The sequence below is a fragment of the Micromonospora sp. WMMA1949 genome (assembly GCF_027460145.1).
GTDB lineage: Bacteria > Actinomycetota > Actinomycetes > Mycobacteriales > Micromonosporaceae > Micromonospora.
Window position 1 is genome coordinate 16,372 of the sequence record NZ_JAPZBG010000002.1, and the last position, 15,178, is coordinate 31,549.

The 15,178-nt window shown below is 66.3% G+C and carries 9 protein-coding genes; 5 read left to right on the forward strand and 4 right to left on the reverse strand.

Annotated features, from left to right (window positions below; genetic code table 11):
* The first annotated feature begins 107 nt into the window (after positions 1–107).
* From O7607_RS30395 to O7607_RS30400, 3 genes are read left to right on the forward strand one after another with little or no spacing between them, the layout of a single operon-like run.
* Positions 108–416 carry a DUF6313 family protein gene (locus tag O7607_RS30395; protein WP_269700139.1) on the forward strand — a complete coding sequence of 103 codons (309 nt, stop codon included), beginning with the start codon at positions 108–110 and terminating at the stop codon, positions 414–416.
* A complete protein-coding gene (locus O7607_RS30650) occupies positions 409–729 on the forward strand; it encodes a DUF6313 family protein (RefSeq protein WP_442929434.1) in 321 nt (106 codons plus the stop codon). Before O7607_RS30395 ends, O7607_RS30650 begins: the two co-directional genes overlap by 8 nt.
* Positions 726–1,520: a pentapeptide repeat-containing protein gene (locus O7607_RS30400; protein WP_269700137.1), complete on the forward strand. Its 795-nt coding sequence runs from the start codon at positions 726–728 to the stop codon at positions 1,518–1,520. Before O7607_RS30650 ends, O7607_RS30400 begins: the two co-directional genes overlap by 4 nt.
* Before the next feature lie 226 nt (positions 1,521–1,746).
* On the opposite strand, the gene O7607_RS30405 is transcribed toward O7607_RS30400, so the two are convergent.
* From O7607_RS30405 to O7607_RS30420, 4 genes are read right to left on the reverse strand one after another with little or no spacing between them, the layout of a single operon-like run.
* A complete protein-coding gene (locus O7607_RS30405; RefSeq protein ID WP_269700136.1) occupies positions 1,747–2,703 on the reverse strand; it encodes a hypothetical protein in 957 nt (318 codons plus the stop codon).
* Positions 2,691–3,854 (reverse strand): hypothetical protein, encoded by a 1,164-nt coding sequence (locus tag O7607_RS30410; RefSeq protein WP_269700134.1) that lies wholly within the window; start codon positions 3,852–3,854, stop codon positions 2,691–2,693. The genes O7607_RS30405 and O7607_RS30410 overlap by 13 nt, the downstream gene beginning before the upstream one ends.
* Before the next feature lie 6 nt (positions 3,855–3,860).
* On the reverse strand, positions 3,861–3,992 hold the full coding sequence (locus O7607_RS30415) for a hypothetical protein (protein WP_269700133.1): 132 nt from the start codon (positions 3,990–3,992) through the stop codon (positions 3,861–3,863).
* Between the two features lie 44 nt (positions 3,993–4,036).
* On the reverse strand, positions 4,037–5,134 hold the full coding sequence (locus O7607_RS30420) for an N-6 DNA methylase (protein ID WP_269700131.1): 1,098 nt from the start codon (positions 5,132–5,134) through the stop codon (positions 4,037–4,039).
* Positions 5,135–5,547: 413 nt separating this feature from the next.
* On the opposite strand from O7607_RS30420, the gene O7607_RS30655 reads away from it, so the two are divergent.
* Positions 5,548–5,781: a transposase gene (locus tag O7607_RS30655; protein ID WP_442929433.1), complete on the forward strand. Its 234-nt coding sequence runs from the start codon at positions 5,548–5,550 to the stop codon at positions 5,779–5,781.
* A gap of 1,124 nt (positions 5,782–6,905) precedes the next feature.
* A partial coding sequence (locus tag O7607_RS30425) for a LamG-like jellyroll fold domain-containing protein (protein WP_269707130.1) occupies positions 6,906–15,178 on the forward strand: 8,273 nt, incomplete at its 3' end.

Consider the following 15,178-nt stretch of genomic DNA (forward strand, 5'->3'; position numbering starts at 1 on the left):
CTGTTCGGAAACTTGACTCAGTGCCAACCCGATCAGTGGGTAGCGTAGACCTGCCGCCCCCACCCAAGGAACGACTGCGGGAGCGGATGCGCCGGTCGCGTCGCTCGATGCCCCGACATGGTGGGTTTCGCTTCTGGATCTCTTCTTGGGGCGTCGGCATTGTGTCTCTGATGGCGGCCCTCTACATCGTGAACGGATTCTGCATCGGTTGGCAGAGGGCGTACAACGTGACCATCGGCATCACCTCACCCGGTGACGTCGCCTTTTCCTACTTGGCCTGGCCCTTGTCACTAGCCGGGTGGCTAGTCGGACCGGCCGTTGCCGGCGCGGTCGCCGGCTGGGTCGTGAACGACTTCATCTCGTCCCGGCGTACGACGCCACCCCTGCGCGTGCTCGGTGGCGAGGAAGATGCCTGATCTGATCCCAAGATTGCAAGACTTGGTTTTCGCCAAGGGGGATTTCGCCGTGCGAGAGGGATTTGCCGCCTCTTTCGTCAAGTTGCACGCCGAGAACTGGCGACAAGCCCAAGACCATTGGGAGCGTATAGTCGCCCAAGTGCTTGACAGCACTGCGGTGGAAAAAGAAGCTTCAGGGTCTAGGGCGATTCGTCAGGCAGTGCTCGGCGCCGTCGCGGTCTTAGACCAACCCCCTTTGCGCAATCGATGCCCGATCTGCGTGTCCGCTCGGCCGGAGTCGAGACTGCGTTGGCGGGAACGGAGTCGAGTATGAGCAACGACACGCGCCGGGAGTTTTTCGACCTGGCAGCTGAACTGCTCGCCGTTGCGTACCCGGAGGCGGATGAGGCATGGACGACACGCCACGCGATGCTGTCAGTGGTCGCAGCACAGCGCTCGGGGCTCGAGCCAACCGTTCCCCCTGGCCGTGGCCTGCGGGGAGCGGACTTGGCCGGCGCTGACCTGACAGGCGCTCAGCTTTCCGGCCTCGATTTGGCGGGCGCGGATCTGACTGCAGCCGCCCTCGATGGAGCGACAGTGCGCAACGCTGACCTACGAGGAGCGAAGCTCGACGAAGCCACAATGCGGGAAAGTGACTTGGTCGGCGCCAACCTGCGGGCTGCGAGTCTGGTAAGAGCGGCAGCGCCCGGCGCCACATTCCGCGACGCGGATCTGCGGAACGCGCGACTCGATCAGGCAGATCTCTCGGCCGCCACTTTCGAGAATGCTGAACTTGGTCGAGCTGGCTTCGATGATGCCGATCTTGCCGGAGCGCGGTTAGTCGGAGCGGATCTAAGTTGGGCGAACCTACGCGGTGCGAACCTGACGGGAACTGATCTTGCCAGGGCAAGCCTCCGGCACGCCAGCTGCGAAGCTGCCCACTTAATCAGTGCGGACCTATCAACAAGTGATCTGAACGAGGCCAGCCTCATGTCGGCTCTATGGTCGGAGGATACGCGGTGGCCAATGACGCTGCGCGAGAATATTCGCGACCAGTCAGAGCAAGTCGCACCCGGAATCTTTCGAGTACGGGGTGACCTGCGGTTCGCAGGGGCACTCCACTGATCCGCGAAAGTGTTCGTTAAAAGGTGAGACGGCGCCCCCCAGTTCCGATGGTGGATTTGGGCCGTATAGCCCGTCTTCAAGGTGGGATCCCTGATGTCGAGCTCCGGCGCGAGTTGTAGTGCGGTGGCTGGCTATCGGCCAAACCATCCGCCCGAGTGTGAAAGGCAGGTGAGGGCATCAACGACAGCGTCCTGCAGCGGCGAGACTGCGCGGGCCATGAACACTGTCAGTCCCAACTGGTCTTCACGTCGTGCTGCAGGTACTCCCACGGGTCGTTGTTGCGCAGGCCGGGCGGGACGCTCTCCTGGAGCTCAAGCGAGACCTCTTGACAGATGAACTGCGTGATCCCGAGGACGGTCAAATGGATCTCGTACCAGGTGCGCACCTGAGCAGCGTTGTCCTCAAACGTCGAGGTGGAGTCCTCGCCGGGTTTGACGTGCGTGAGGATGTTCCGCCTGTCGACCCAGTCCATCCAGTTGCCGCGGAGGCGGTCCCACACGTGTAGAGGCGCCTGCGGCTTCGCCTCCCTCATGAGCAGGTCGATGGAGTACTGGAGGCCACGCTTCCGTTCACCCGGGGCCGGTTCGGGGGCGGGCCGAAGGGCCTCGGCGAGGCCACCGGTTCGCACGTAGAGCGCGGTGCCTGCCAACTCTGGCCAGGGCTCGGCGATGCCGTGAAGGTGTAGGACCTGCTCGACGAGCCCCTTGTACGCCGCGCTGATGTGCTGGTCCGTCGGGTACCAGGCCAGCAGCATCGGCAGTGCTGGATCGAGCGTGCCGGCCGCCATGCCGAGCGTCCAACCGCGAATGATTGGTGAGAGTGACTGGGGACGAACGTCCAGCTGGGGTGCATCGTTGTTCATGCGCCGCTGGACCGCGTCTACGAGATTCGAGGAGAGTTCATCGGAGACTCCGGTGTTTCGGAGGCCGGCGAGCAGCCAGGTGGCGAGTTTGGAGTGCTCCACGGACAACGCCCAGTCGTCGGCATTCGCGGTCTCGAGCGAGGGCGCATCGAAGCACCACTTGGCGTCATAGTCCTGCGCCCGGGCCTCGAGCCACTCCAGGTCGCAGCCGATCTCCCCGAGTCGGTCGCCGAGCTCGCCGCCGAGGTCACCGTTCGCTAACAGCAGGTAATAGAGCTCGGCGAAGACCAGCGGCGAGAGCTGGCAGGTCAGCTCTCCCACAGGACCAGCTCCAGACGCTGGGCCAGCGGAAGGACGACTGCCGTCGTTTCGACCGGCTCCAGAGCCGCCGCGGGCACCGGGATGCGCCCAAGGTCGGTCGCGGAGATCGACGGGATCTGCGCTCCGACGGTGAACACCTGTCGCACCCGATACGCATCTTGCCCGTTGAGGTAGTGCGCCAGCGCGGGGCCGAGCGAGGGATTCCGCAGCCGGAGTACCAGGACGTGGCTGTCGGCGACCACACGAGCATCGGCAATGCGAGCGTGCGGCAGATTCCCGAGGGCCGCCATCAAGAGGTCGCCCGGCTGCGCAACCGTCGGATTCCCCTCTTGTTCGGGCACCCAGCGACGGGGAGCCTTTCCCCCAAGCATCGAGACGTCGGCGACGGGCAGGTAGCCCGGTGCTTCCTCCTCAATGGCGAGCCTGCGCGTGTTCCTGCCGCGCACGACCTCGCGGCAGAAGTTCGCCAGCGGCTCGCCTGCAGTCAGGATCGACGGGTCTGGCGTCGCGAGCGCGGTGCGCCATTCGGTCGTCCGCAGATCCGTCGTCTGCCACCAAGTCTCGACCGCCTCTTCCTCGTCGACGTGTGTCGAGTCCTCGATGGCACGGAGGGGGCCGGTGACCCGGCGCAGTCGTTCGACTGGCGGGACTGGAACGGTGGCATCAAGAAGCGACGACGTCTCGACAGCAGCGAGGGCCGCACCCTGCGAAAGATTGGCCCGCAGGCGGCGCCCGCTCTCGCTGCTTAGTAAGCCCCAAAGCCACAAGCCGAGCTCCGACTCGAGCGGGCGCAATGCTGAGAAGCGCGCGGCAACTAGCGCGCCGCGGAGGTGTTCAGAGACCAGCACGGCCGGGCCGAGGCCGACGCGGGGCACCAACACGTCGCCGGGACGTAGCTCGGTACCAACCTGGAAGACTGAGCCCTGGTACTTCTTGCTCCGTCGCCGGACGCCGCCGCTCGCGGGGTCAACGCTCGCCGGAGTCACCACCGGTGAGCCGGCGTCCGCGAATGAGCGCGGGGCGAGACGGGTTGCGAGCTCGCGGAGCGGAAACTCGCGATCCGAGCCGGGCCATCGGAACGCCTCGGCGGTGAGGCGGCCGGGCTCCCAGTTCCGCTCTAGCCGCAAATCGAGAATCGCACTAGTGAACATGACGATCTACTCGCCGTCCAGGTGCTCAAGCGCCGCGTTCATGGCCGCGCCGGTCTCTGAGAGCTGAGCCGCCCAGTCGTCGCCAAGCTGGGCGACAAAGGTCTCCCCTGGCTCGGCGCGGTCGATCACCAGGAGCACAGCGCGGATTGTGGCGCCCTCGAGTGCACCCGCCGGGAGGCCGATCAGGGCGCCGACGCGGTACTCGTTCGCAAGGTATCGGCGGTACGCCTCCAGCGTCTTTTGAAGGTGATGTTGTTCGGCAGCAGGAACACCGCGCGACCACCGGGGCGCAGCTTGCGCAGGCATAGGTCGATCGCAGCAACCTCCAACTCTCGTGCGGGTACCCCAATGAGCAGGGTCCACGGCCGCCGCACAGGGGGTCCGAATGGCGGGGCCGTCACGATGATGTCCGCCTCGGGGAGCTCCGTGGTGAAGGAGTCGCCAGTGGTGATCGTGGCCGGCGCCGGTGCAGTCCGAGCAATCTGCTCGGCAAGCTCGGCCAGCTGGGTGTTGATCTCCTGCCCGACGAACTTGACTCGACCGTCCAGCTCCCGTGCGCGATCCATCGCGGCCCAGAGGAAGTTTCCTGTGCCGCAGAAGGGATCAAGGACTGTGCCGACGAGCTTCTTGCCGGTGAGGCGGCCGACAGCGTCGGCGATCACCGGAGCGGTGGTGTGCTCCCCAGCGTGTGGCCCCCTCAGCACGAAGGACGCGAGCGCTCGACGTCGGGCCTGCCAAAGCACGTCGTGACGGACCGGAATGAACTCACCGCCAGCGGTCTTGATCCCGGGAATCGCCGTCTCCGCCAGCAAGTCGGCCGGAGGGACGAAGAAGTCGAGGCGATGACCCTTGCCGCCGGCCTTCTCCGTCTCGAACCACAGACGATCCATCAGAAGTGAGGTGGCCAGTGCAGGATCCGTCAAGAATCCAGAGTCACCGTAGGCGGGACCCACCGGACCATCGGCCGGCTCCATCGAACGCATGCTGCGGTCGGCACGGAACCACTGGCCGTTGATAACGGCATAGTGCTCCACCGTGCCGAGCAGCTCACGCCACCTGCGCAGCTGCGAGAGCGCCACTTCCGGCTTAATGTTTGCGCCGTTCTTGGCCTCGACAGCGAGCCACGGGACGAGGTCGCCGTCAACGTTCGCGGCGTACGCGAGCGCGTCAACGCGGCGGTTGGAGTGGCTGTCGATCTTGGGATCAAGCTGGACCAGCCGATAGCCGGCAGCCCTCAGCTTGGCGCGAATATCGGCGTGGCCTTCCCGTTCCTTAGCCATCTGATTTCCCTCGTCCCAGGTGAAGCAAGCCGGGGAACGTATCACGGCACATCTGCTGCGGCAACCCAGCGCGCTGACCGCGGACGCGGGCGGTGGAGCGGCGTCGGATGTCGGTGGATGCGGTGATCGAACCGATGGCGTCGGCGAGGCTGTCGATGGGTCGAGGCGCAGGTATGAACCGCCGGCGGGTAGCAGCAGCCAGACCCGACCGGTACCGCGCCCCATTCATTCGTTGTGGCTGATCTGCGCACCGGGCCGGCTCCTGTGGCCCGACGATGGCGGGGGAGGGACGCATATGCGTGGCGCTCGCGGTGGCGGCGGACGGGGCCGGAGAAGGTGAGCCCAGCCTTGAAGTGACGCCCTGAGACCGGACACCTCCTGACTTGGCATCCTGCCGAGGAGGAGGAAACGCTGTGGCTGGACGGAGCAAGTACCCCGAGGAGTTCCGGCGCCAGACCGCGGCGTTGGTGCTCGACTCCGGTCGCACAATCCGTGACGTGGGCCGGGAGCGGGGTGTCAACCACGAGACGCTGCGCAACTGGGTCCAGCCCGGGTTGGGGATCGGTTCGTGTCGATCAACCGACACGAACCCCCAAGCCTGCGGCCAGCGTGTAGCGATGGGTAGGGGCGCGCCGTTCCCTTGGTGACGGGTGTTCTGCTGATGGGGGAGCGGGACGCGCTGGACTGGCGACGCCCTGTCGGTCCCCTCGTTTACCCCCCGAAAACCGCCGCGCGTGGTTGACAACCAGTGACAAGTAGCGATCATTGCTTAATCATGTCTGCGCAGCTCAGCGCCTACTTCTGACAGTCAATGACAAGGGTGGGATGGCTACGGACGGTAACAAGGGGTTTTGGCAACCAATGACAAGTCCTGAGAGGACTCGACAAGAGGTTGTCTTGGGTTCAAGACCCTCGCTCCTTTGAGCGCCGGGTGTTGGGCCGGGCGGCCCGGGCTCGTGCTGCCCAGAGCGAGGCACGGCGAGTGGCCGCGCCTGCTCGCGATGGCGTGCATCGTTGGGCTGAGGGCGAGTCATGTACCACCCGTGATCACGTTCGCCCGCCGACCGAGCCCGCCTTCCGCTCGGCCTCAAGGCTACCCGTTCGCGCGGTACCTGCTGTCCGAGTCGGATCTGCTTTGCCGCTCGCAACACCTACTGATCGCCGGTATCCGGTCATCCAGGTGCGTCCTGTCGCGAACCGCCTGATTGATGTCTTTCGCTGCGAAATGCATCGGCTGAGCTGGTTGAACGTCCGCTCGCGAGTGACGCTGTGTAGATCGTCGTGTCGGATTTGATCGATCTTGGCTGAGTCGTCCTTGCAGTTTGTGCTGCCTCTTGCTCTGGTCCGTTAGTGATCTTTACTGTCAGCGCACCCTGCTGACCTTGAGGAGACTGCGGTGGCCGGTGCGTTTCGTGGATCCGCCATGAGTGTTGCGGCTGTGGGCCGCTGGGCTCGGCGCAGGTACTCCCTCGCAGGTTTGTTGACGTTCAGCATGGTGGCGTCGTTGCTGTCGGCGGTGCCTCCGCAGCCGGTGACGGCATCGCCTGCGGCGCCGGCGGGCGCCACCGCGGTCAAGCCTTCTCAACGTGCAGGGGTAGCGGGATTACCGTCGCATGAGGCGACAACCGCGCGGACGTCGTTTGCCGGGTCAGCCGGAGGCAGCGCAGCGCGTCCGCCTGTGCCAGGCGCGGTCGGTGCCGAGCAGACGTTCCCTGCGGTGAAGGTGCCTGGGCAGGGTGAGGCCGGGCAGGAGGCGTCTTCGCTCTCGGAGGTGGGAGGCGCCAGCGGTGGAGTCGTCGCCGGCCGTTCCGTCGAGCGGTCGGATGCCCGTACGGAGCGCACGACCGAGTTCGTCAATCCTGATGGCACGAAGACGCTGCGGGTCTACGACGGTCCGGCCTTCATCCGTGACGGCGCTGGAGCGTGGAAGCCGATCGATAACCGGTTGTCCCGACGGGCCGATGGCCGGTACGCGCCGGCATCCGCCGCGGATGTGAGTATCGCCTCTCGCAGCAACGATCCGCAGATGGCGACATTGTCGTTGGGCGAGGACGCTGCGGTGTCCTTCGCGGTTGACGGTGCTGCTGCGGTCACGTCGTCGGTTGAGGAGTCGACGGCCACGTTCACCGGTGTGCGTGCGGCGTCCGACGTGAAGCTGACGCCGATGGAGTGGGGCCTCAAGGAAGAGATCGTCCTGCACTCCGCTGACGCCCCGACGACATGGACCTTCCCGCTGACCGTCAAGGGCGTCACTCCGGCGCTCAACGACGCCACCGGTGAAGTCGAGTTCACCGACGCAAGTGGTGCGGTGCGGGGTGTCATCCCGCCGGGGTTCATGGTTGATTCGAACGTCCACCCCCGTCGTGGTACGGGGGAGCGGACGGACAACGTCCGATACTCGCTGCAGCGTCAGGCTACCGGGTGGCTGTTGCAGGTCGACCTGGACGCCCAGTGGCTGCGGGATCCTTCGCGGGTGTTCCCGGTCATTGTCGACCCCTCGTTCACCGACAACGCGGAGACCGACGACACGTACGTGTCGAAGCGTGACCACGCCAACCGCAACAACTCCGCCGAGGGTGACCTGCTGGTGGGCACCTACAACGGTGGCACCGAGCGGGCCGCGTCGTACCTGCACTTCAACGATCTGAAGGCGTCGAGGCCGAACCGCTATGTCCTTGGCGCGACGTTGCAGCTGTGGAACTTCTGGTCCTACTCCTGCAGAGCCCGCAGCGTCAACGTGTACGCGGTGACCAAGTCATGGTCGGGATCGACGACCAAGACGTGGGCCGGGCCGTCGTACGACTCGGCGAACCGGCTCGCTACCGGGTCGTTCGCTCACGGCTACTACGACTGCCCGAGCGGCAACTGGGCCGGCTTCTCGCTGCCGCCGGACCGGGTGATGAAGTGGCTGCACGGCACCGAGGCGTTCTACGGGCTGACGGTGCGGGCGTCGGAGACCGACAGCTATGCCTGGAAGCGGTTCGCGTCGGCGAACTTCTCGAACTCCACGGCTCGCCCATACATCGACCTGAACTACTCCGACCAGGGCGCCAAGTACTCGCTTCCCTCGCCGAGCTTCAACCCGCCGGTCACTGCCGCGTCGGCCGGGAAGATTACGGCACGGGTGACGAACTGGGGTTCGACGACCTGGACCCCGACGAACGGTTATCGGCTGACGTACAAGATTCTCAGCGCCGGCGGGACGCTTCTGCGTAGCGGGCCGCTCTACGCGATGCCGAAGAACGTCGGCCCGCACCAGTACGCCGACGTGCCCATCCAGGTCGAGTCGCTCGGGTTGGGCACCTACATCCTCCGCCTGGACATGGTGAACCCGTCCGGCGCCTCGTTCAACAGCACCTACGGCATCCCGTTCGGCCAGAGCACCTTCACCGTGAGCAATGGCGCGCCGACCATCGGCGACGGCGGCGTGTTCCCGCCGCATAACGGCTTCACCGACTCCCTCACCCCGAGCCTGTGGGTGGACTACCTCGACCCGGACAACACCCCGGCCGGCGGCCGGCAGGTGAAGTTCCGCATCTGCAAGGGCACCCCGGCGGCACCGTCCGGCTGTCAGAGCACGGCATGGCGATCGTCGACGGCCTGGGCAGTGCCTAGCGGGCTGCTGACCTGGCAGCAGCCCGCACACTGGTATGTCACCCTGTCCGACACCCAGGCATCCACCCCGGAACTCGGGCCGTACGTGTTCACGCCGACAGTGGCGCAGCCTGAGGTGTCGAGCCATCTCGCCGGGGCCGGCAACGATCCGGCGGTGGCGGGCCTCAACCCGTACGTCGGCAACTACTCCACCACGGTGACCGACGCTGCCGTGGCGGTCGCCGGACCTGCGTTGACGATGACCCGGACCTACAACTCGCAGGACCTGCGAGCATCCGGGGCGTTCGGCGCGGGTTGGAGCAGCCCGATCGATCAGCGGCTGACCACCGACTCCGACGGCTCCGACAACGTTCTGGTGACGCTCGCCTCCGGCGGACAGCTGCGCTTCGGCCGCAACCCGGACGGCACCTACGCCTCCCCACAGGGATCAACCCTGACCTTGGTCGCCGCTGGCAGCCCGACCGTCTGGACCCTGCGCGACTCCACCGGCACCCGGCGGATCTTCAACGCCAACGGCCGGCTGACCTCCGTCGCAGACGCCGATGGCCGCATCCAGAGCTACACCTATAACAGCAACAACGAGCTGACCACGATCACTGACAACGGCAGCAACCGTTCACTGCACCTGACCTGGACCGGCGGCCACGTCACCTCTGTCGCGACCGACACCCCCGCCAGTAGCGAGACCGCGCCCAGGTGGACCTACACCTACACCGGCGACACCCTTACCCAAGTCTGCACGCCGCTGTCTGCACAGTCATGCACCACCTACGCCTACACCGCGTCATCGCACTACCGCTCGGTGGTCACCGACGACAACCCGGCTGCCTACTGGCCCCTCGGCGAGGCTGCAGACACGCAGGACGCCACCAACGTCGTCGCCACCAAAGCCGGTGACCGTGACGGCTCCTATCAAGACGTCACCCTCGGCGTAGCAGGGGCACTGGCCGGATCTCCGGACACCGCCGCTGACTTCGGCGCTACAAGCACCACCGCCGTCGAACTGCCGAAGAACCTGACGAACACCTCCATGGGCGTCGCCGTGGAACTGTGGTTCAAGGCCGGCACCGGCGAGAACGGCGTGCTGTTCGGCATGCAGAACACCGACCTCAGCCACACCCCCTCCCAGACACTGCCCATGCTCTACGTCGACACCAACGGCGTGCTGCGGGCCAAGATTTGGACGACCACCCAAAGCCAAACCCAGATGACGTCCTCGGCCCGCGTGGACGACGGGCAATGGCACCACGTCGTGCTCTCCGGCGCCGTTGACGCCCAGCAGCTGTACCTCGACGGCGTCAGGATCGGCCAGCTGACCGGCCAGCTGATCGACTACCGCGACATGGCCCACGCCTCTATCGGAAACGGCCGCGGCGGCAGCGGCTGGACCGGCACCCCGACCGGGAACTTTCCCTTCACCGGCCTCATCGACGAAGCCGCCTACTACAAGCACCCCCTCGGCGCCAACCAGGTCTCCGCGCACTGGGCCGCCCGCACCGCGACACAGCGGCTCACCACCGTCACCGATCCCGGCGGGCATACCGCCCTCACCGTCGCCTACGACGGGCCAAGCGGCCGCGTGACCACCCTGACCGACCGCAACGGCGCCACCTGGGACCTCGGCAACCCCACACCGGACAACGGCAAACGCGTCGTCGTCCTGGCACCGGACAACGCCGAACCCATCACATACCGCCACGACATCGACCACGGCGGCCGCCTCGTCAGCCGCGAGGACACCTTCGGCGAACAGAAATGGACCTACAACGCCCGCGGTTTCGTCTCCAAGTACACCGACGCCAACAACAACACCACCACCTACGACACCGACGCCCGCGGCAACGTCCTCGGCCGCACCACCTGCAGAACCAGCACTGAGTGCAACACCAGCTACGCCGGCTACTACCTCAACGCCACGAACCCGCTCGACCCGCGCAACGACGTGCGGACCTGGACGGCAGACGCCCGTTCTGCCTCCGCCACCGACACCACCTACCGCGTCACGCACACCCTCGACACCATCGGGCACATCACCGCCGTCAGCTACCCCGCACCCGCCGGCTACTCCACCTCGCCCACGGAGTCCTACACCTACTCCACCGGCTCCGAGGCCGCCGAACCCGCGGGCACCGGCACCATCCCGGCCGGGCTGCAATTGACCGCAACTGCCCGCAACGGCAAAACCACCCGCAACTACTACAACTCCTCGGGTGACCTGGTCCGCACCGTCGACCCTGTTGGGCTGACCACCACCTATACCCGCGACGCACTCGGCCGCGTCACCACCATCACGATTGCCCCCGCCGACGGGAACGCCTTCAGCACCACCAGCTACACCTACAACGCCCTGTCGCAGGTCGCCACCACCACCGGCCCACCCGTCACCAACGCGGTCACCGGCGTCACGCACCAGGCAAAGAGCACCTACACCTACAACGACCTCGGCCTACGTACCCGCCAGGTCATCGACGACATCACCGGCGACGACCCCGACCGCACCTGGATCTGGACCTACGACGCCGCAGGCCGCCCCGACCTGACCACAACCCCCGACGCCAAAACGGTTGACCAGGACTACGACAGCAGGGGAGACCTCACCAAGGTCACCCAGCCCAGCGGCCTCATCTATGAGTACACCTACGACGAGGCACACCGTCGCACCGAGACCGCCGCTGTCGGCGACGGCGTCGACCCGATGAATCCCACCGCCACACGCCTCGTCCTGGACTCCCGCGCCTACGACCCCGCCGGCCGCCTCGCCTCTGTCGTCGACGCCATGGGCCGCGAAACCGCCTACACCTACTATGGCGACAACCTGCCCGCGACCAGCAGCAGGGTCCGCCGCAATACCAGCGGCGACATCACCAGCGAAACCCAGCTCAGCAAGAGCGACTACAACGCCGCCGGACAACCCAACCTGCAGATCGCCATGGGTGACATCCGCACCACGACGATCTACGACAAGGCCGGCTACATCAAGGAAGAACACCTCGACCCTGCCGGCCTGGACCGCGCGGTCATCTACAGCCGCAACCTGGATGGCACCATCGCCACCCTCACGCGCACCGGTGCTGCCTCACCCGGCCGCGCCGAATCCACCAGCTACACCTACGACGACATCGGCCGGATCCTGACCGAGACCGTCGCCAACACCGGCGGCACCCCCGCCGCCCTCACCACCGTCTACCAACGCGACGCCCGCGGCCTCGTCACCCACACCACCGACCCGGCCGGCGTCACCGCCAGCGCCACCTACGACCCACTCGGCAACCCCGTTACCACCACCGGCGCCACCCGCACCGTCTGGAATAACGGCGCCAGCACCACCGCCGTGCCCGTCACCACCATCGGCTACAACACATTCGGCGACACCACCCACATTCGCGACGCCAACGGCAACACCACCACCGCCAGCGTCGACCCCGCCGGCCGGCCTACCAGCGTCAGCCTGCCGACCTACACCACTCCAGGCGGTGTCGCCCTTACCGGCACCTACCAAACCGCCTACAACTCCCAAGGCCTGGTCGACCACACCACCGACCCCCTCGGCCGGATCACCACCCACACCTACGACCCCTACGGGCGACCGCTCACCCGCACCCTGCCCGACCCCGACGACGACGGACCCAAAACCACACCCGTCTGGACCTACACCTACGACCGAGTCGGGGACCTACTGTCCGCAGCCGACCCCACCGGCGGATCGACCTCGGCCACCTACAACGACCTCGGCCAACAAATCACGGCCACCGTCAGCGACCGCACCACCGGCAACACGCTCTACCTGACCACCAACCTCGCCTACGACCCCGCCGGCAACCTCACCACCGTCACCACACCGCTCAACCACACCACGACGACCACCTACAACACCGCCGGCGAGCCACTCAAAGTCACCGACCCCACCGGCCGGTTCACCCAGTACACCTACGACATGGCCGGCCGGCCCCTCACCTCGGTGAAGGGCAAGGACACCACCTACGTCGACCCCGTCACCACCCAGATCTACGACCTCGCCGGGCGCCTCACCGCCACCGCCGACTGCACCACCACCACGACCGGCGCCTGCGCCACCACCCTGCGAACCGCAACCGCCACCTACAACGGCGCAAGCCAGCCGCTCACCGTCACCAGCCGCGAAGGCCGAACCAGCCAGTACGGGTACGACAATGCTGGTCAACTCACCGCCATCACTCAGCGCGTCAACCCGGCGGACGCGACGACGGCCGTCACCGTCGAACTCGGCTACGACCTGACCGGCCAACGCACCCGCATGGTCGATGGCAACGCCAACGCCACCACCTACACCTACACCCCATGGGGTCAGACCGCCTCAGTCATCGAGCCCGCCACCACCGCACACCCGAACCCCGCTGACCGCACCTGGACCACCACTTACGACGCCGCCGGGCAACCCGTCACCTACCGACTCCCCGGCAACGTCAGCCGAATTCTCACCTACGACAAGCTCGGCAACCTGACCCAGGAAACCGGCACCGGAGCCGAAGCCACCACCGCCACCCGCCAACTCGGCTACGACCTCAACGGCCGTATCACCAGTGTCGGCGGGCCCAACGGCGCCACCAACTACACCTGGAACGACCGCGACCAGCTCACCAGCGTCACCGGCGCGGCAGGCGACGCCACCTACACCTACGACGGCGAGGGCAACCTCACCAACCGCACCGACGCTGCCGGCACCGCAACCTTCACCTACAACACCGCCGGCGCCCTCGCCACCACCGCTGACCCCCTCACCGGAGTCACCGCCACCAACGTCTACAAGAACAACGGCCAACTCGGCCAGACCACCTACGGCAGCGGCGGACCGACCCGGGCCTACACCTACGACAGCTTCGGCCGCCTCGCCACCGACACCTACAAGAAACCCAACGGCACCACCACCGCCTCCACCACCTACACCTACGACAAAGACGACCTGCTCCTCACCAAAACCACCACCGGCGTCACCGGCGCCGGCACCAACACCTACGGCTACGACGGCCTCGCCCGACTCACCACCTGGAAATCACCAACCAACCAACAAACCACCTACGGCTACGACAACGCCTCCAACCGCACCACCGTCACCAACCCCACCGGCACCCGAACGACCACCTACGACGCCCGCAACCGCACCACCACCGCCAACGGCGCAGCCCAACCCGCAGAAGCCTGGACCTGGACCCCCCGAGGCACCCTCTCCACCCACACCACCGGCACCACCGTCGACATCAACACCTTCGACGCCTTCGAACGCCTCACCCAAGCCACCAGCACCGGTTACACCGTCAACTACACCTACGACGCCCTCGACCGCCTCGCCCAACGCAACACCCTGCCCTTCCTTTACAACGACCTGACCAACCAACCCATCCGCACGCCCGACACCCCGACCCAAGACACCGTCATACTCCGCAGCCCCGACGGGCAGCCGCTATCCGACAAGGCCGGCACCGCCGCCGCGCGCAACCTCATAACCGACGGCATCCACAACGACCTCATCGCCGCCAGTAACCCCAGCACCGGCGACCTCGCCGCTTCCCGCGCCTATCAGCCCTATGGCCAGCCCACCGCGGTCACCGGCACGCTGCCCCTCGGCTACCAAGGCGGCTGGACCGACCCCGACACCGCGCAAACCAACGCCCACGCCCGCTGGTACGACAGCTCGGCTGGCGCTTTCACCAGCCGCGACACCTGGACTCTCAGCCCAGACCCCGTCACGCAGACGAACCGCTACAGCTACGCCAACTCCAGTCCCACGACGGTGAGTGACCCATCTGGACACTGCGGAGCCTGCGCAATTAGTCCGTCGGCTGCGTTGGTCGTCCTCGGAATCGCTGTCCTATTTTATGTTGTTACCAAGCCAAAGAATACTGGGGTTTCTGCTCCGGATATTCAATGGCGCTGGAGCGAAACTAAGCCACACCCAAGCCCTAGCGCGCAAGCCCCTCGGGGGCCACTTTCCCGCCCAGGCCCGGCACCTTCAAGCCAGCCATCTCCCACGCCAAGCCACTCTGGCTCGTCGCCTGGCTATGGAAGCGGCGCCCCCAGTCTGCCTACGCAGCACTACTGCGAACGGAATCCGCACTCCGCTTCGTGTAGTTGGGTCTACGCACCAGGAAGCCCACCAGGAACCGCACCGATCGCCGGCAGCGGGCCCGGCAACGGCGCACCCTGCACCAGGAATTGCAACACCCCACCACAAACCCCACCTTGCGTCCTGAAATCCTTCGCTGCAGGCCTCACTAGCGGCCAACTCTGCCGTACGCCCTGGTTGCTCGACGTGGACGCCAGGCCGCACAAAACCGGAAGCGTCCGAGGCGCGACCGAGTCGTTGGTCACGGGTAGTGGTCAGATCGGCAATAACCCCAACAACATTTCGGCACCAAGGGTCACCTCGGATGGGCGCGGAGAATCGGCTCCCAC